This window comes from Pseudomonas parakoreensis (assembly GCF_021602155.1).
In the GTDB taxonomy this organism is placed as follows: Bacteria; Pseudomonadota; Gammaproteobacteria; order Pseudomonadales; family Pseudomonadaceae; genus Aquipseudomonas; species Aquipseudomonas parakoreensis.
Map to the genome: position 1 here is coordinate 212,763 of NZ_BQHY01000010.1, position 16,436 is coordinate 229,198.

General features: G+C 61.1%; 16 protein-coding genes and 1 pseudogene. 9 read left to right on the forward strand and 8 right to left on the reverse strand.

Annotation, left to right across the window (positions count from 1 at the left end; translation table 11 throughout):
- Window positions 1-143 precede the first annotated feature (143 nt).
- Entirely contained in the window at window positions 144-941 is a 798-nt protein-coding gene (locus tag L6D63_RS17695) for an SDR family NAD(P)-dependent oxidoreductase (RefSeq protein WP_047295032.1), read from the reverse strand.
- A gap of 176 nt (window positions 942-1,117) precedes the next feature.
- Between L6D63_RS17695 and L6D63_RS17700 the strand changes: the two genes are divergently transcribed.
- Window positions 1,118-1,777 (forward strand): methyltransferase family protein, encoded by a 660-nt coding sequence (locus L6D63_RS17700; protein WP_131670176.1) that lies wholly within the window; start codon window positions 1,118-1,120, stop codon window positions 1,775-1,777.
- 102 nt (window positions 1,778-1,879) lie between these two features.
- Here the strand turns inward: L6D63_RS17700 and L6D63_RS17705 are convergent, their stop codons facing one another.
- Entirely contained in the window at window positions 1,880-2,548 is a 669-nt protein-coding gene (locus L6D63_RS17705) for an HAD-IA family hydrolase (protein WP_131670175.1), read from the reverse strand.
- A 78-nt stretch (window positions 2,549-2,626) separates the two neighbouring features.
- The gene (locus L6D63_RS17710) at window positions 2,627-3,040 is read right to left on the reverse strand and encodes a response regulator (RefSeq protein WP_041062997.1); all 414 of its coding nucleotides are present in this window, start codon (window positions 3,038-3,040) and stop codon (window positions 2,627-2,629) included.
- Window positions 3,041-3,239: 199 nt separating this feature from the next.
- Here L6D63_RS17710 and L6D63_RS17715 point away from each other — a divergent pair, with 199 nt between their 5' ends.
- Window positions 3,240-4,181, forward strand: a complete 942-nt coding sequence (locus L6D63_RS17715; RefSeq protein WP_131670174.1) for a class I SAM-dependent methyltransferase — start codon at window positions 3,240-3,242, stop codon at window positions 4,179-4,181.
- A gap of 132 nt (window positions 4,182-4,313) precedes the next feature.
- Here the strand turns inward: L6D63_RS17715 and L6D63_RS17720 are convergent, their stop codons facing one another.
- Window positions 4,314-5,093, reverse strand: coding sequence for a helix-turn-helix transcriptional regulator (locus L6D63_RS17720; protein WP_095666912.1), 780 nt, complete (start codon window positions 5,091-5,093; stop codon window positions 4,314-4,316).
- Window positions 5,094-5,204: 111 nt separating this feature from the next.
- Here L6D63_RS17720 and L6D63_RS17725 point away from each other — a divergent pair, with 111 nt between their 5' ends.
- Window positions 5,205-6,320 (forward strand): polyamine ABC transporter substrate-binding protein, encoded by a 1,116-nt coding sequence (locus L6D63_RS17725; RefSeq protein WP_131670173.1) that lies wholly within the window; start codon window positions 5,205-5,207, stop codon window positions 6,318-6,320.
- A 163-nt stretch (window positions 6,321-6,483) separates the two neighbouring features.
- Window positions 6,484-7,602, forward strand: a complete 1,119-nt coding sequence (locus tag L6D63_RS17730) for a DmpA family aminopeptidase (RefSeq protein ID WP_131670171.1) — start codon at window positions 6,484-6,486, stop codon at window positions 7,600-7,602.
- A 362-nt stretch (window positions 7,603-7,964) separates the two neighbouring features.
- Here L6D63_RS17730 and L6D63_RS17735 read toward each other — a convergent pair whose 3' ends face one another.
- Window positions 7,965-8,651 (reverse strand): GNAT family N-acetyltransferase, encoded by a 687-nt coding sequence (locus L6D63_RS17735; RefSeq protein WP_131670170.1) that lies wholly within the window; start codon window positions 8,649-8,651, stop codon window positions 7,965-7,967.
- 256 nt (window positions 8,652-8,907) lie between these two features.
- Between L6D63_RS17735 and L6D63_RS17740 the strand changes: the two genes are divergently transcribed.
- A complete protein-coding gene (locus tag L6D63_RS17740; protein WP_041074788.1) occupies window positions 8,908-9,231 on the forward strand; it encodes a YXWGXW repeat-containing protein in 324 nt (107 codons plus the stop codon).
- A gap of 41 nt (window positions 9,232-9,272) precedes the next feature.
- Window positions 9,273-9,485 (forward strand): YXWGXW repeat-containing protein, encoded by a 213-nt coding sequence (locus tag L6D63_RS17745; protein ID WP_047295049.1) that lies wholly within the window; start codon window positions 9,273-9,275, stop codon window positions 9,483-9,485.
- Window positions 9,486-9,500: 15 nt separating this feature from the next.
- On the opposite strand, the gene L6D63_RS17750 is transcribed toward L6D63_RS17745, so the two are convergent.
- Window positions 9,501-10,061, reverse strand: coding sequence for a YceI family protein (locus L6D63_RS17750; protein WP_131670169.1), 561 nt, complete (start codon window positions 10,059-10,061; stop codon window positions 9,501-9,503).
- Between the two features lie 98 nt (window positions 10,062-10,159).
- The gene (locus tag L6D63_RS17755; RefSeq protein ID WP_095666918.1) at window positions 10,160-11,518 is read right to left on the reverse strand and encodes an MATE family efflux transporter; all 1,359 of its coding nucleotides are present in this window, start codon (window positions 11,516-11,518) and stop codon (window positions 10,160-10,162) included.
- 125 nt (window positions 11,519-11,643) lie between these two features.
- On the opposite strand from L6D63_RS17755, the gene L6D63_RS17760 reads away from it, so the two are divergent.
- The gene (locus L6D63_RS17760) at window positions 11,644-12,213 is read left to right on the forward strand and encodes a chorismate mutase (protein WP_131670168.1); all 570 of its coding nucleotides are present in this window, start codon (window positions 11,644-11,646) and stop codon (window positions 12,211-12,213) included.
- 124 nt (window positions 12,214-12,337) lie between these two features.
- A complete protein-coding gene (locus L6D63_RS17765) occupies window positions 12,338-12,817 on the forward strand; it encodes a phage infection protein (RefSeq protein WP_131670167.1) in 480 nt (159 codons plus the stop codon).
- 71 nt (window positions 12,818-12,888) lie between these two features.
- Here the strand turns inward: L6D63_RS17765 and L6D63_RS17770 are convergent.
- Window positions 12,889-13,233, reverse strand: a pseudogene (locus L6D63_RS17770) (hypothetical protein).
- Between the two features lie 181 nt (window positions 13,234-13,414).
- Here L6D63_RS17770 and L6D63_RS17775 point away from each other — a divergent pair.
- Window positions 13,415-16,360, forward strand: a complete 2,946-nt coding sequence (locus L6D63_RS17775) for a hypothetical protein (protein ID WP_131670166.1) — start codon at window positions 13,415-13,417, stop codon at window positions 16,358-16,360.
- The last annotated feature ends 76 nt before the right edge of the window (window positions 16,361-16,436 follow it).

A 16,436-nucleotide genomic window follows, 5' to 3' on the forward strand; every position in this document is an offset into this window, starting at 1 on the left:
ATGGCGGCGGTCCAGTCAATATCTATTCGACTGAAACACCGTCATCGCTGGCAAGCCAGCTCCCACCGTTTTTTGTGTTGGATGATCAAGCCGGGTAATTGGCCCGCAGCGCCTCAAGGCCAGCCTGATAGAGGCCGTTGAACTCAGATCGCCATACTGTCGACTACACCGCCATCCACGCGCAAGGCCGCGCCCGTGGTGGCGGAGGAAAACGGCGAGGCAATGTACGTGACCAGATGCGCCACCTCGGCAACGTCAGCCACCCGCTGGATGATCGAGGTCGGCCGCGCCCGGCGGACGAAAGCGTCGGCTTCATCGCGCAGGTTGCGACCGGACTCGGCCGCAGCGTCCTTGAGCATGTGCTCCACGCCGCCGGTAAAGGTCGGCCCCGGCAGGATCGCATTGACCGTCACGCCTGTGCCGGCCAGACGCTTGGCCAAGCCATGGGACACCGCGAGGTTGGCGCTTTTGGTCACGCCATAGTTGAGCATGTCGGCCGGGGTGGCCACACCGGATTCCGAAGACAGGAAAATGATCCGCCCCCAACCCTGCTCGACCATCGCCGGCGCGTAATGGCGCGCCAGGCGCACGCCGGAAATCACGTTGACCTCATAGAAGCGCGTCCACTCGCTGTCCGGGGTGTCGAAGAAATCCACGGCGTCGAAGATCCCCAGGTTGTTCACCAGAATGTCTGTACGCGGTTCAGCGGCGAAGAGTTTTTCCGCGCCTTCGGCGGTGCCCAGATCCGCCGTCAGACCCCGCAATTGCGCACCCGGCACCTGCTGCCGAATGCTCGCCAGCGCTTGCTCGACCTTGGCCGCTTCACGCCCGATGACCACCACCGTGGCGCCGGCTTCGGCCAGCGACTGGCTGATGCCCAGACCAATGCCACCCGTGCTGCCGCTGACGATGGCCAGTTTTCCACTCAAGTCGATTTTCATGGGTTCACCTCTTCGATAGGCAATACACGGACGAATAGAAGGAATGGATCAGCGTAGACGCGATGTCGGCCGTATGAAGACGTGGCCGACCAAAGACCGGTCGCGAACGATCCGACGCTTTCGCGGGTTGAGCGGCGTTCTACACTGAAAGGGTCAGCTGCTTTTTAGAGAACACCATGAAAATGTCTGCGCAAATGACCGTGGTCGCGGTGCTGGCCACCCTTGCCTATCTGGGGCTGGCGGTGTGGGGCATCGGCGGGCCGGCGGTGTTCTTCTCGCAGGGGGCGCTGGTGCTGGTGGCGCTGGCCACAGTATTGATGGTGCTGGCGTCGCTGTTCACCGATGTGAACATGAGCTCGGGCGAGCGCGAGGACCGGGCCAACCGCTGGGTGATTCCGGCGTTCGGCGTCATCGGTCTGCTCAGCGGTTTTCTGCCGGCGTACTGCGATCGCATCGACTTCTGGACTTTCGGCGCTGAAGGCGTGCGCTGGCTCGGCGCGCTGCTGTTTATCGTCGGTGGCACGCTACGGCTGTGGCCGGTGTTTGTGCTGGGTCGACGGTTCAGCGGTCTGGTGGCGATTCAGCCGGGGCATCGGTTGGTCACCGACGGCATTTACACGCGCCTGCGCAACCCGAGCTACCTGGGGTTGGTGATCAATGCCGTGGGCTGGGAGCTGGCGTTTCGTTCCAGTGTCGGGTTGATTCTGGCGGCGCTGACATTGATTCCGTTGATCGCGCGTATCCACTCGGAAGAAGCCTTGCTGCGCGGGCAGTTTGGTGCGGAGTACGAGGCTTATTGCGCACGTAGCTGGCGCTTGTTACCGGGCGTCTACTGACCCTGTAGGAGCTGCCGCAGGCTGCGATCTTTTGACCTTGCTTTTGAAAATCAAAGGCAAAAGATCGCAGCCTGCGGCAGCTCCTACAGAGATTGTGTTGCGTCAGGTCTTCTGCAGGTGCAGTTGGCCTTGGCTGTTGGCGGTGACGCTCAGCGACTCATAACTGTCGATCGTCCCGTGGCGGGTGTCGAGCGGATGCTGGTGCGTTGTGGTGATGATCATCAGCGCCGCTCCGGCCGCTTCAGCAGCCTGGATGCCGACGGTGGCGTCTTCGAAAATCAGGCAATCGGCGGGATCAAGCCCCAGACGCTGCGCGGCCAGACGATAACCCGCCGGATCGGGCTTGCCTGCCGTCACATCCTCAGCGGTAATCATTACCGCAGGCTCGGCAATCCCCGCCGCCGCCATGCGGCGCAACGCCAGATCCCGAGGCGCCGAGGTCACCATGGCCCAACGCTGCGCAGGCAGGCTGTCGAGAAACGCCGCGGCCCCGGGAATCTGCACAATCCCTTCGACATCATCGATTTCCGCCTGCGCGATGAACGCCGCTTGCGCCTCGGCATCAACCCCCGGCAGGTTCAGCCGGCGGATGGTGTCGATGGCGCGGGCGCCATGGATGGTCGGCAGAAACGTTTCGACATCCACGCCGTGGCGCTCGGCCCACGCCGCCCAGACGCGCTCGGCAGCGGCAATGGAATTGAGGACGGTGCCGTCCATGTCGAACAGGAACGCGCCGAACGCGCGATCGAAGACGTTATCGTGAGCAGACAAAAGGTCGCATCCTTTGACAGAACTGGGCGGATTGGCCGGGCAATGTAGCATTTTTGCCCGGCGATTCGACCCGAAGACTCAGTGCAGACGCGCGGCTTTGGACTTGAACGCGCTGTCGACACAATCGAGCAACTGGCCGATGGCCCAGGGCTTTTTGATGAACGCCACCGGGTGCTTGACCCCGGAGGTCTCCGGCGTTTCATAACCGGACATGACCATCACCGGTTTGTCCGGCCAGCGTTCGCCGACCAGATTGGCCAGCCCCGCGCCGTTGATTTCACCGGGCATGGTGATGTCGGTCAGCAGCAGCGCGACTTCCGGCGCGTGCGCTTCCAGATACAGCTTGGCGGCATCCGCACTGGTTTGCGGCTCGACCTTGAAACCTTCCTCCTGAAGAATTTCGCAGAGAAATTCCAGAATCAACGGGTCGTCCTCAACCACCAGAATCAACCCGCCAGGAAGGTGCGCGCTCGGCGTCGGTGTTGGACTCATGAACTGGCACTCCCTGAATTGCATTAACGACTTAGCGGCTCAAATCCGCTGCTTATCAGGTATGAGCAGCGCGCCCTGCATAAATTCATTTTTGATACAGGTCTTTTCTTAACAGTGGTCAATGACCTTGGCTGTCGGGCGTTCGTCAGGCGGCTTTTGTGGTTAAAATGCCGGCCCTTTTGCTTGCCGACCGTGACTGATGAACCCTGAAGCCCTCGCCACCCTCCGCGCCCACTTGTTGCCTGCACTGGCGGCCGCACCGAGCGAAACCCGTCGCCTGTTCCATGGTCGTGGACGTTGCTGGCCGGGGCTGGAGCAACTGACAGTGGACTGGCTGCAAGGCGTGGTGCTGGTCTCGCTGTTCAAGGAACCGGCACCGGAACAGCTCGAAGCGCTCAAGCACGTGCTGCTCGACCTCAGCACCTCGGCCGAGTGGCAGCAGTCCGGCGCCCACACCCTGCTGCTGCAACATCGCTATTTGCCGCAAAGCACCGCCGAATGGTTGCTGGGGGATGCCATCGACGAGATGAGCATCGTCGAGGACGGCTTGCAGTACCGCGTCGATCTGGGCCGCAAGCAGAACGCCGGGCTGTTTCTCGACATGCGTTACGGGCGCAACTGGGTGCGTGAACAAGCGGCGGGCAAACGCGTGCTGAACCTGTTCGCCTACACCTGCGGGTTTTCCGTGGCGGCGATCGAAGGCGGCGCCCGCCATGTGGTCAACCTCGACATGTCCCGCGCGGCCCTGAGCCGTGGTCGCGACAATCACCGCTTGAACGGGCATGACCTGAGCAAGGTGAGTTTTCTTGGTCACGACCTGTTCAAGTCCTGGGGCAAGGTGATCAACAGCGGCCCGTACGACCTGGTGATCATCGACCCGCCATCATTCCAGAAAGGCAGTTTCCTGCTGACCAAGGATTACCAGCGCGTGCTGCGTCGTTTGCCGGAATTGCTCACGGCAGACGGCACGGTGCTGGCGTGCATGAATGATCCGTCGTTGGGTTCGGGCTTTTTGATTGATGGCGTGACTCAGGAGGCGCCAAGTCTGCGCTTTGAGCAGCGGCTGGAGAATCCGCCGGAGTTTCCGGATGTCGATCCCGAGAGCGGCCTGAAGGCGCTGGTGTTCAAACGTTTCGACTGACCTGACACCCCGCCAACACCGCTGATCCCTGTGGGAGCTGGCTTGCCAGCGATGGCGGTGTTTCTGGTAACGAGGATGTCAGCTGTGCCACCCTCATCGCTGGCAAGCCAGCTCCCACAGGGGTTTGGTGGGTCAGGAAGTGGGTGGGCGCAACACCAGCGCAAACAGTTCACCATGCCCGTTCACGTTGAGCTTGTGATAGAGATTGCGCCGATGAACCTTCACCGTCTCCGGCGAAATCCCCATCTGCTGGGCGATGGCCTTGCTGGAGAACCCTTGCAGAATCAGCCGCGCGGTGTCGACTTCGCGCAGGGTCAGACGCGCGTCGAAGCGATCAAGCAGCGTCGCCAGATCCCCCGCCACCGGCTCGGTGCCGGTCCCTTGCGGCGGCAATAGCTGCACGTGACGGCGCATCGCAGCGAGCACCCAGTCGCGCACGCACAACAGACGGCCCTGCTCGACCAGATCGAAAGCCGTCGAGCGCCCCAGCGACAGGCCCAGTACACCGCCCTCGACGTTGATCATGAACTGCAACTCGTCCTCACCGACCACCGAGCGAAAGTAGCTCTGGTAATACTCGCTATGCAGAAACTGATCCGGCGCCACCGAAGCCAGGCTGTGCAGGCCGTCGGCGATGCCGGTCGAGGCGGTTTGGTAGAACGGATCAAGCAGGTACATCCCGGCGCTATAGCTGGCCAGCTCTTCCTGCTCGTCGGCGCGGCCCTTGCTGTCGAAGTCGATCAGCAACTGCGGCGCCTGCCCCGCCTTCATCAGCGCCACCAACGCGTTGTCCAGCGGTACCAGCAGCCGCAGCGTGTCCACCAGCGCACGCCAGAAAGCGTCCTGGCCGACGGCGGCAAACACCCGCGCCAGACTTTGATGCACCGGCAACTCCTGCAACAACGCGTCCACGCACTACCCCTTTTGTGTAACCCATGATGGGAATGGGTCAGGCGCGCCTGCCCCGATAGGCTGAGTACTCCTGTCAATCACCGGCCTGCCGCAGGCCAGGAGTGCCGCATCATGCGTTGTCGTCGTGGCTATATCAACCGGGGCATCAACCTTGGCCTGCTCGCCTGTCTGGGCGTCACATTCGCTGCCAGTGCCGCCGACGCACCGAGCGTGCACGTCTACAACTGGTACGACTACATCGGCCCCACGACCCTGGCTGATTTCAAGCGCGACAGCGGTATTCAGCCGGTTTACGACACCTTCGACAGTGCCGAAGTGCTCGAAGGCAAACTGTTGACCAGCCGCAGCGGTTACGACGTGGTGGTGGCGAGCAACTTCAGCCTGCCGACGCTAATCAAGGCCGGCGCCCTCGCCCCGCTGCCGCGCGATCAACTGCCGGGCTGGAAGAATCTGGACAGCGATCTGCTGAGCAAACTGGCCAACAACGACCCCGGCAATCAATACGCCGTGCCTTATCTGTGGGGCACCAACGGCATCGGCTACAACGTCGACAAGGTGCGCGCCGCGCTCGGCGACAAGGCGCCGCTGGATTCCTGGGATCTGGTATTCAAGGAAGAGAACCTCGCCAGGCTTGGTCAGTGCGGGGTGGCGATGCTCGACTCGCCATCGGAAATGCTCCCGGTGGCCCTGCACTACATCGGGTTGCCGCCCAACAGCACCAATCCCGAGGATTATCAGAAAGCCGAAGCGCTGCTGCTCAAGTTGCGCCCGCACATTGCCTACTTCAACTCGTCGAAATTCATCAGTGACCTGTCCAACGGCAACATCTGCGTGGCGGTGGGCTGGTCCGGGGCAATGCTCGAAGCCAAGACCAACGCCGAGCAGGCCAACAACGGTGTGAAGATCGCCTACAGCCTGCCCAAGGAAGGCGCGCCGGTGTGGTTCGACACGCTGGTGCTGCTCAAGGATGCGCCGAACCGCACTCAGGGCCTGGCGTTCATCGACTACCTGCTGCGCCCGGAAGTGATCGCGCCGGTCAGTGATCACCTGTCGTACCCCAACGGCAACCGCGCCGCGACCCCGCTGGTGGCCGCAGCCACGCGGGATAACCCGGCGGTGTATCCGTCGGCGGCGGCGATGGCCACGTTGTACACCCTGGAGCCGCTGCCCAAAGCCACCGAACGCGTGCGCACGCGGGTGTGGAGCAAGGTCAAGAACGGCCAGTAACCCAACCCATTTCCCCTGTGGGAGCGAGCTTGCTCGCGAATGCGTCGGGTCAGTCAACATCTCCTTTGAATGACACACCGCCTTCGCGGACAAGCCACGCTCCCACAGGGTTTTGTGTTCAGCCCCACTCATTCATTTCTGCCTTGTTATAGAGAGACAACCCATGAAACCCCGTGCCCGTGACCTCAACATCCGCATCGGCCAACTGCAACCCGGCCCGCTCAACGCCATCACCGATGTCCCCGGCGTGCGCGTCGGCCACAGTAACGTGCGTGGCTGCAGCGACGCCGGACGCGACATCTGCACCGGCGTCACCGTGATCGAACCGCGCCGTGGCTCAAGCAACCAGCAACCGTGTTTTGCCGGGGTGCATGTGCTTAATGGCAACGGCGATGCCACCGGCCTTGAGTGGATTCGCGAGGCCGGGCTGCTGACCAGTCCCATCGCCTTCACCAACACCCACAGCCTCGGCGTGGTGCGCGATGCACTGATTGCGCTGGACCGCCAACAGCAACCGGACGACGGGCGCCTCTACTGGAACATGCCGGTGGTGCTGGAAACCTTCGATGGCTTGCTCAACGACATCAACGGTTTTCACGTCAAGCCCGAACATGTCGCCGAGGCGCTGAATTGCGCGCATGCCGGTGCCGTTGAAGAAGGCGCTGTCGGTGGCGGCAGCGGCATGATCTGCCATGAATTCAAGGGTGGGATCGGCAGCGCCTCACGGCGTTTGAGCAGCGCTCAGGGCGGCTGGACGGTGGGTGCGATCGTGCAGGCCAACCACGGCATTCGCAGCGAGTTGCGGGTCGACGGTTATCCGGTGGGCCGCTACATGGAGCAGGTCGATTCGCCGTTCCTGCGTGCCTCGCTGCCGCATCCAGGCATGGGTTCGATCGTGGTCTGCCTGGCCACTGACGCACCGCTGCTGCCGCATCAATGTACGCGTCTGGCACAGCGCGCCAGCCTCGGCCTGGCCCGCAGCGGCGGTGGCAACGAGGACCACAGCGGCGACATCTTCATCGCCTTCGCCACCGGCAACGAACAGGTGCCGCCTGCTGCCTACGAGGGCAAAGGTGCGCCGACCTGCGACGGCTTGCGCATGGTCAACAACGACCACATCAGCGAGCTGTTCCTGGCCGCCACCGAAGCGGTCGAAGAAGCGATCATCAACGCCCTGCTCGCCAGCGAGAGCACCGAGGGCAACGGGCATGCAGTGCCGGGGCTGGACAAGGAAACACTGCTCGCCGCACTGGCCAAGGCCGGCTGGCCCGGATCACGCTAACGCTACAAAAACCTGTAGGAGCTGCGGCACGCTGCGATCTTTTGACCTTGCTTTCAAAAAATCAAAAGATCGCAGCGTGCCGCAGCTCCTACAGAGGGAGTCAGCGGTGCTCAACGACCACGTCATCATCCGCTTCGCGCTATATCAGGATTTCGACACGCGGTACTTGAGTCAGCCCCCGCGCGTTCCCATGATGAAGGTACACAGGCGCTTCACTCCTGAGCGCCTGCGTAGGGATCGGGTGTTCTGAACCCCAAATCAAGCCTGTTCCCTGTTTCATGCGCAGCTTGAGCCTCATGGGCTCTACTTCTCCCCATCAAAGAGCCTTGAGGCTCTTTTTTTGTCCGTTTTTTGCCGCTGACTCAGTGCAACGTCAGCCGCTGGCGCACGAATTCTTCAGTGTGCCGGGTGACCTGATCGAGATGCCGGTCGCGCTGTTTTTCGGCATCGAGCATCGCGCGCTTGCCGTTTTTCTGCAGCAGGTAGGTGTGGATCTGCTGCACTTCCAGCGAGCGGTAGATCGGTGTGGTGTCGATAAAACCGCGCAGGCCGTTGCTGCGGTAATGCCGGGTGCTCATCAGCACCTGGGTTTCGCGAGCGCCGATCACCTCGAACCCCAGCGCTTCGAAATACGGCACCTTGCCGACACTGCAGGTCAGTTCGGCATGCGGGTAACGGCTGACCATCTCGCCGATCATCGCCCGCGCCACACCCTGACGCCGATAGCCTTCGCGCACGGCCATGTAGGCGACGCTGCACGCTTCCCAGTCGCCCTGCACCGGCAAGTACAAAAGGAAACCGGTGACCTGCTCCGGATCATCCTCAGCCGTCGCCACCAACAACTCAACCTCGGTGCCCTTCTCGCCGTTCAGCGCCTCCAGATACAGATGCACCTCATAGCCGACCGCGTACTGATAGACGTTGTACAGCAGGTTGCTCGGGCCAAGACCGACCGCACTGATGTCGGTCAGGTAATCGACCACCAGTTGCAGAATCTGGCTGTTGACGCTTTCGGGGCATGGGGATTTGTAGTGGGTGATGCGTGGCATGACGGGTGAACTCCGGCGAAAAACCGCGCCATCATACCCTGTCCCGACGCCTGCTCTGTGTAGGAGCTGCCAAGGGCTGCGATCTTTTGGCTTTATAGAAGCAAGATCAAAAGATCGCAGCCTGCGGCAGCTCCTACAGGAAAGTGGTGGTTGAGCTGAAGAAAATTTCATCTGCCGCACAGCGGATCTTTTGCCGATTTGGCGTCCAATTCTTCAGCTGCGTTCACTTTTTTCACGCAGGCCTTGAGGAGTTGTCATGAGCGTGTTGCGTTCACTGTTCAAATGGCGAAAGACCCTGCTGCTGGTGCCGATGACGCTGGCGGCGCTGGCCAGTGCGCCAGCGTTTGCCCAGCAGGTGGTGATCGTCCAGCAAGCCCCACCGCCGATGCGCATGGAAGTGATGCCCGGCGCGCGTCCCGGGTATGTCTGGGATCAGGGCCACTGGCGCTGGGAAGGACGCGGTTACGTGTGGATGCCCGGCCATTGGCAACCGGTGCGTCATGGTGCGCACTGGCGACCGGGGCACTGGCAGGCACGCGGGCCGAACTGGTTCTGGGTTGAAGGGCGCTGGGTGCGCTGATTAGCCGTCGACCTGCACACTTCTTCTATAAGGAACAGCCCATGTCCAGAAGCATTAAAGCCTTGCTCGCCACCGCACTGGTGGCGATCACCCTGTCCGGTTGCGTCGTCGAACCGGTCCGTCCGCACCGGCCACCGCCGCCAGTGGAAGTGGTGCCGGTGATGCCTGCGCCGGGCTATCACTGGGTCGCCGGTCATTACCGCTGGGGTGGCCATGAATGGCGCTGGGTGCCGGGACACTGGCGCGCCTATTAACCGCAACGGCTGGCGTCACTGCTGTGGCGCCACCACCTTGAAGGAAATGGCAATGTCGTTGGACACGACGGTATCCGCCCACTCCCCCGCACCAAGTCCGAATTCGCTGCGTTTGAGCACCAGCTCGCCGTCGAAAATGCCGATCGCGCTGTCCGGCTTCAGCTCGACCGGCACTTGCACCTCGCGGGTAATGCCTTTGACGGTAAGCAGACCTGCGACCAGATAGCGGTTGTTCGCCACGCGGGTAAAACGGCTGGATACGAACACCGCCTCAGGAAAGCGCTGGGTGTCGAACCACGCCGGTTTCACCAGCTCGTTATTGGCGTCGTCGCTGCCGGCATTGATACTGGCCAGGTCGATGTGCAGCGTAGTGTGGGCGTTGGCGAGGTTGTCGCTGTCGAACTGCAGCGTCGCGTCGAACTTGCCGAAGGTGCCATAGACCTGGTCGCCGAATTGCTTGTAAATGAAGCTGATCTTGCTGGCGGTAGTGTTAACGCGATTGTATTCAGCGGCCTGCGCGCAGGTCATGACGCACAGGCCGGTAAACAGTGCCACAGCGGTGAATCGGGCACGCATGGGATTCTCCGGACAGGGCAAACCTTCGAGGCCTCGATTGACTTAAGCAAACAACCGGCAGTTGTGCCATGTCATCTGTCCGCCGGTGTGGCTCAGGCTCAGACCAGCCGCTCGATCTTCTGATGCTGCCAGACCAGTTTGTAATACAGGGTCTGCAATACCAGCATGCCCAGATAGGCCACCGGAAACGCCATCCACACCCCTTGCAAACCGTACTGCCCGTCCAGCCAGTAAGCCGCCGGCAGCTGCACGCCGACCACGCAGACAATGGCGATTGCCACCGGCACCAGCACCGTGCCGCTGGCACGCATGATGCCGCCGATGATCGCCTGGAAACCGAACACCAGCAGGCTCCACAACATGATATGCAGCAAGTGCTCGGCCATGGCCCGGGTCGAGTCTTCGGTCAGGAACAACCCCAGCAGCCAGTGCGACAACAGGTAGCCGAGCACAATCAGGCCACCGGTCAGGCACACGTTGATCAACAGCCCGGTGCGCAGGATCGCGGCCAGGCGCTGCAGGTGCCCGGCGCCGATGGCCTGGGCGCCAAGGATCGAGGCGGTGATGGCAATCGACAGCGCCGGAAACTGCACGTAGTTGACGATCTGCGTCACCGCGCCATACGCCGCCGTCGCCTGCGAGCCGTGCTGGTTGACCAGCGTCAGAATCACCAGCTCCGACAACGACAGCACGATCATCTGCACCCCGGTCGGCAGGCCGATGCGCAGCACTTTGCCCAGAATCGCCCCGTCCAGCCGCAGCGCGCCGAAGAACTCGCGGTCCGGTGCCAGCGGGTGTCCCTTGCGAATCAGACTCCAGGCCAGCCACGCCATCGCCGTCAGCGTACCGGCCAGACCGGCGAACGCCGCACTCTGAATCCCCAGTTGCGGCAGACCCAGCCACCCGCGAATGAATGCCGGAGTCAGTGCCAGACCGACGACGGTTGACAGCAACAGCGCCAGCATCGGCGACAACGTGTCGCTCACCCCGCGCAACAACTGAGTGAACAGCACGTACACCAGCACAAAAGGCAAGGTCCACATCATCACTCGGGCATACGCCACCGCGTCGTCCAGCACATCCGCCGGGGTCCCCAGCCCCTGCAAGGCCTGACGTGCGAACACACTGCCCAGCACCGCCGCCAGCAAACCGATCAACACGCCCAGCAACAAGGTTGCCCCGGCGATCGCCTTGACCATGTGCGCCTCACGCGCGCCCCACGCCTGCCCGATCAACACCCCGGCACCGGCACCCAACCCGATCACCAGTGCGATGAAGAAAAAGACGATCGGAAACATCCCCGATACCGCCGCCAGCGCCTGCGTACCGAGCATCTGCCCGATGTAGATGCTGTTGACCGTGCCCGACATCGATTGCAAAAAGTTGGACAACACCATCGGTGCGAGGAACAACAGGTAGGTTTGCCAGAGGGGTTTGCTGGTGGCGGGGGTTTGCATTGAGGGTCCGTCTCGGGGTGGGAGATGCGGTGGATATTACGCTAGATGCGCGGGTTAAAGTCGGTCGACATCGGGTCGGCTCAAGGCTTAAATGGCGGCACACTCATTCTGGATCGCGCCCTGCCATGCCCCTCCTGCGAAATGCTCTGACCTGCTCATTGCTGGCCCTTGTCAGCCACTCCGTCGCTGCCGCCCAGGCCCCTGCTCCGCTGGATTCGTTGCGCCCGTTGCTGACAACCCTGAACGAACGCCTGAACATCGGCGACCTCGTGGCCCTGACCAAATGGGACAGCGGCAAGCCGATTCAGGACAGCCCGCGCGAGGCCCAGGTCATTGCCAGTGCCCGCACGCTGGCCAGCGAACACAAGCTCGATCCCGAGGACGTGGCCCAGTTGATCGCCGCACAAATGGAAGCCAACAAACTGGTGCAATACGGTTTGCTGGCGCAATGGCAAGCGACAGGCCGCGCACCGGACACGCCACGACCGGATCTGGCAAAACAGATTCGCCCGCAACTGGACGAACTGCAAAACCGCCTGCTGCGTCAGTACGCCGATTTCGCGCCGTATCGCCGCGACCCGAATTGCCCGGTCTGGCTGGCGAAGGCACGCCAGGGTCTGACCCACGACGCACTGCATGAACTGGCCCTGACCCGTGCCACCGGGGAGCTGTGCATTCGGGCGCCGAAGCTTTAAATCAGGGGTTCCGGCATACATCGCTGGCGTCGATAGTCACCATCACGTCAATGAAGTTCTCATAAAAAATCCGCGGCGTAACATCAGCTCCATACCAACCCAATACACCCCGGAGCACACGATCATGAAACGCCAAACCATCCTCGGCATCGCTTTCTCAGTACTCGCAGTTAACGCTTTTGCAGCAGCCCCTGTTCACCAAATGGTCGCTGAAGGCGGCTCGGACAAGTTGATCGAAAGCCGTCTGGCTGAAGGTGGCTCTGATCGTTTGCTGGAACGTCGTGTCGCTGAAGGTGGCGCGGATCGTCTGCTGGAACGCCGTGTAGCCGAAGGTGGTTCGGATCGTTTGCTGGAACGCCGTGTAGCCGAAGGTGGTTCGGATCGTCTGCAGGAACGCCGTGTAGCCGAAGGTGGTTCGGACCGTCTGCAGGAACGCCGCGTGGCTGAAGGTGGCTCGGATCGCTTGCTGGAACGTCGCGTTGCCGAAGGTGGCGCGGATCGCTTGCTGGAACGTCGCGTTGCCGAAGGTGGCGCGGATCGCTTGCTGGAACGTCGTGTCGCTGAAGGTGGCGCGGATCGGCTGATCGAGCGTCGCGTTGCTTGAGTCGATGTCTCTTCGCACAAACCATGAAAAAGCCCGGCCTGATCAGCCGGGCTTTTGCGTTCAACCGCTGCTTATTGAGCATTTTTCAGCTTGACCACATCACCGGAAATTCTGGTGGTGTAACCGGTCAGCACCCACGCCCAGAATCAGTTTTCCTGAGCCTGGGTGTTGATCATGGCGTCACCGCCCTTGGCCTTGATCGCCGCTGTCTGCGCACGAACGAAGCGGCGGTTCTGTTGAATCGGGATCACGCCGAACAGCAGCAGGCAGGTGGCCGTGGCTTCGCTGTGACCAATCACGGTGTATTGGCTGCTGTCGTATTGTTTGATGTTCATCGGGGTGCCGGTGCAACCCGCCAGAACCCGACATGACCCTGGCGGCAGAGTCGATCGAGCGCGGGCTGCTGATCGTTCCATTCGGCGAGCCAGAGGGCTGCCGCAGGCTGAGATCTTTTGCTTTGGGAAATCCAGGCCTGCCATTCGTCGCAAACCCGCCCTCACCTGTCAGATCTGACAGTAGGCAGCCAGCCCCCGCCAGCGCTTTAATCCCTCGGGCCACTCCCTCAGCACCCAGCCATATTGAACAGGTGACGCGCCCATGACCAGCCAATTGACGAGCAATGCTTCCAGTCAGCAGATCACTGTCTTTCCACCGGATCGCGGTATCGGCGTTCTGGCCGTGTACCCGCCGTATCCGGTGGGTTTCAAGCCGCAGAAGGACGGGGCGCTGGGGATCAACATCCACATGGTGCAGGGCGACCGCGACGGTCTGCTGGTGTATATCCTGGCCTATATCGAGATGGCCGTAGGCGACGATATCAGAGTGTTTATCGAAAACACGCGATCACCGGTCGCGCAATTTTCGGTTACCGCTGCGCACTTCGATGACCAAGGCAACGCCAAGAACATCCCGTTCCACATTTCGGCTGCCGACATGCAGTCCCGCTTTCTGCCGCTGCAAATCCAGAGCAAGGACTTGTGGTTCGAAGTCAAGCGCTTCAGCAAAAATACCGAAGAGTCCCCGCACATACCGCTGCTCTACAAATACCCCGCGCCAGGCGAGGCCGATACCGATGGTGGCAAACCCTTCAACCAGGGCCTGAAATTGCCCGTGGCTTCCGAGGGTTTCGTCGATCAGACGGTGATCGATGACGGAATGTTCGTAACCGTCATGCAGTATTTCAACCAGCACATCGGTGATGTAGTGGTCCTGGCCTTCGGCTCGCTGCTGCTGGAAACCACGGTTACCGCGTTGGGCGATGTGATGTTCGAACTGACCCCGGATCAACTGGCCACCCTCGCTCCCACCAACACTCTGATGGTGCGCTGGGAAGTGTTCGATGTGGTGGAAAATGCCAGCGGCTGGTCGGACTCGCTGGTGCTGCCGTTCAAACCGGGCATTGTGCTGTTGGCCGCACCGATCTTCGAACAGGCGGACATCGACAACATCCTGCATCACGATCAACTGGACGGTGGCACTGCCGGTATCCTCGTCACCGGCGTATTTGCCGCCAATGACCGCATCGAACTGACCCTGCAAGGCGTCACTCAGGGCGGCGAAACCGTAAACCACACCTACAACCGGACCCTGAGCGCCGCCACGCGCACCGTCGATTTTCCGGTCGAGAATGAAAAAATCCGCAACCTGATCGGCGGGGCTCTGCACGCGTCCTATCAGTTGATTCGGGCCGGCAAGAGCCAATTTTCCAAACCGGCGGACGTCACCGTCAGCGGCGTGACCCAACCGCTTGGCCTGCCGCTCGTCGCACCGCTGGTGGACGGCAAACTGCCGGTGGACACCGCCGAAGCCACCGTACAGCTGGCCGAATATTGGCCGCTGCAGACCGGGGCCACCGTCGAAGCCCATTGGCAGACCACCGACAAGGACGGCGTCGCAGCGCTGTACGTTTTCCGCCTGATCGTCAGCGACCCGTCCCAACCGGTCATCTTCAAGGTGCCGGCCAAATACATCGCCCCCTTCCCGGACACCCCGCTGGTGGTGCAATGCACCGTGGCCAATCCCGGGCAGACGCGGGTGTTTTCCGAGTTGCTGCAATTGCGCATCAGCGAACAGGCCGTGGTGCCGCTGGACCCGCCGACACTGGTCAAACCGGCGCTCACGCCGATTGATGTGCTGGCTTATCCGGACGGGGTGACAGTACGTATCGAATACGTCGGTGCAATCAAGGATGACCGGGCGCGATTGGTAGAGGTCAAGCCGCCTGCAGGATCACCCGCCTTTCCTCTGGCGGAGTTCAACAGCAACAAGCGGGTAAATACGGTATTGACCCAGGCTTTTCTCGCGGTGCGCCAGGGCAGAACAATCGAGATGCGCTGGAACCTCAACCGTAATGGAGGACAAGCGGGCAAGTCGTTGCCGCTGGCATTGAAAATTCAAGCGATCCCCCCGCAAGACTCACGGCTGCCGACACCACAAATTCGCCAGGGTGCGGAGCTCGACATCAATAAGTTACAGACCAGTGATCGCCTGACCGTCACTACCTGGCCCGGCGAGGCAACCGGACAGCGCCTGTGGCTTCGCTATGACGGAGTAACCAGGACGGGTCCCGCCGAACCCTACAATGATCTGGTGAATGAGCCTCATACTGGTACTTCCGGCCTGAACCGAGCACTCCCGCTGGAGTGGCTCAAATCCCTGAAGCACGACAGTGAACTGAAAATCAGCTTTTGGGTGAATCTGGCCGGCGACGCAGACTTTGCCACAGCAATATTGTTCCCGGTGCGAACATACCTGATCAAATCACTCTCTCTGACCGCACCAAAATTGCTCGACTTACCCGGTGCAACCCTCAATTTCGATGATATTGCCGATAGCGGTGCACGTATCGAAGTTCCGATCTATACCGGAATGTCCCCCGGGCAGTCCGTCAAGGTCGAGTTGGCCGGTGCGGGAGGTCATTACACGACTGCATCCACGAATGTCGATACCATCAAGCCCCTGATTTTTCTGGTTCCCCGATCAACATTCATTGCCAATGCCGCCCGGACAGTGGCAATCACCTATCTGGTCTCGTCCTCCAGTGAGCAGAATCAGCCACTGCGGTCGCCAAGCCTTGATCTGAATATTCTTGCCGACACCTGGCGCGACTCCATCACCGATTTCAATGGTAATGCCGGGAACTGGGCATTAGGACCGGCCTCAAGAACTGCAAGAATTCTCAGTGATCACTACGAAAACCTGACCTATGACGCTGGGGGAAACTCAGGAGTCATGCTAAGCCAGACATTTCAATTCAAGGCCGCGAGAACCTACCAGTTCAGCTACTACGTAGCCAATGTCAGTCCGCAACCTGACAACGTTCCACCGGTGATCAGCGTCAGCACCTCCAGCGGAATGCCGATTCTTGGCGCATTCACGGTACCGAGAACGGGCACCTTTTTTCAGCAGGTGGCCAATTTTCGAGTACCCGTCAGTGGTGCCTACACGATTTACATGCTTAATCACGAGGATCGCGGAGGCTACGGCGGAGCCCGAGGCGGCAATGACTTTATCCTGGATGCCATCCACGTACGACGGCTGTGAACAGTTCGCCAGAGTCATAAGGGGACGGGCTTATTATTTTGGCGCCTGGTTCGGACACTAAAAAATCGCCGCCTGC

Bases quoted from the DNA above. Each gene is read 5' to 3' on its own strand.
- L6D63_RS17695 (WP_047295032.1), bottom strand. From the start codon at position 941: ATGAAAATCGACTTGAGTGGAAAACTGGCCATCGTCAGCGGCAGCACG.
- L6D63_RS17700 (WP_131670176.1), top strand. From the start codon at position 1,118: ATGAAAATGTCTGCGCAAATGACCGTGGTCGCGGTGCTGGCCACCCTT.
- L6D63_RS17710 (WP_041062997.1), bottom strand. From the start codon at position 3,040: ATGAGTCCAACACCGACGCCGAGCGCGCACCTTCCTGGCGGGTTGATT.
- L6D63_RS17715 (WP_131670174.1), top strand. From the start codon at position 3,240: ATGAACCCTGAAGCCCTCGCCACCCTCCGCGCCCACTTGTTGCCTGCA.
- L6D63_RS17725 (WP_131670173.1), top strand. From the start codon at position 5,205: ATGCGTTGTCGTCGTGGCTATATCAACCGGGGCATCAACCTTGGCCTG.
- L6D63_RS17730 (WP_131670171.1), top strand. From the start codon at position 6,484: ATGAAACCCCGTGCCCGTGACCTCAACATCCGCATCGGCCAACTGCAA.
- L6D63_RS17735 (WP_131670170.1), bottom strand. From the start codon at position 8,651: ATGCCACGCATCACCCACTACAAATCCCCATGCCCCGAAAGCGTCAAC.
- L6D63_RS17740 (WP_041074788.1), top strand. From the start codon at position 8,908: ATGAGCGTGTTGCGTTCACTGTTCAAATGGCGAAAGACCCTGCTGCTG.
- L6D63_RS17745 (WP_047295049.1), top strand. From the start codon at position 9,273: ATGTCCAGAAGCATTAAAGCCTTGCTCGCCACCGCACTGGTGGCGATC.
- L6D63_RS17750 (WP_131670169.1), bottom strand. From the start codon at position 10,061: ATGCGTGCCCGATTCACCGCTGTGGCACTGTTTACCGGCCTGTGCGTC.
- L6D63_RS17755 (WP_095666918.1), bottom strand. From the start codon at position 11,518: ATGCAAACCCCCGCCACCAGCAAACCCCTCTGGCAAACCTACCTGTTG.
- L6D63_RS17760 (WP_131670168.1), top strand. From the start codon at position 11,644: ATGCCCCTCCTGCGAAATGCTCTGACCTGCTCATTGCTGGCCCTTGTC.
- L6D63_RS17765 (WP_131670167.1), top strand. From the start codon at position 12,338: ATGAAACGCCAAACCATCCTCGGCATCGCTTTCTCAGTACTCGCAGTT.
- L6D63_RS17775 (WP_131670166.1), top strand. From the start codon at position 13,415: ATGACCAGCCAATTGACGAGCAATGCTTCCAGTCAGCAGATCACTGTC.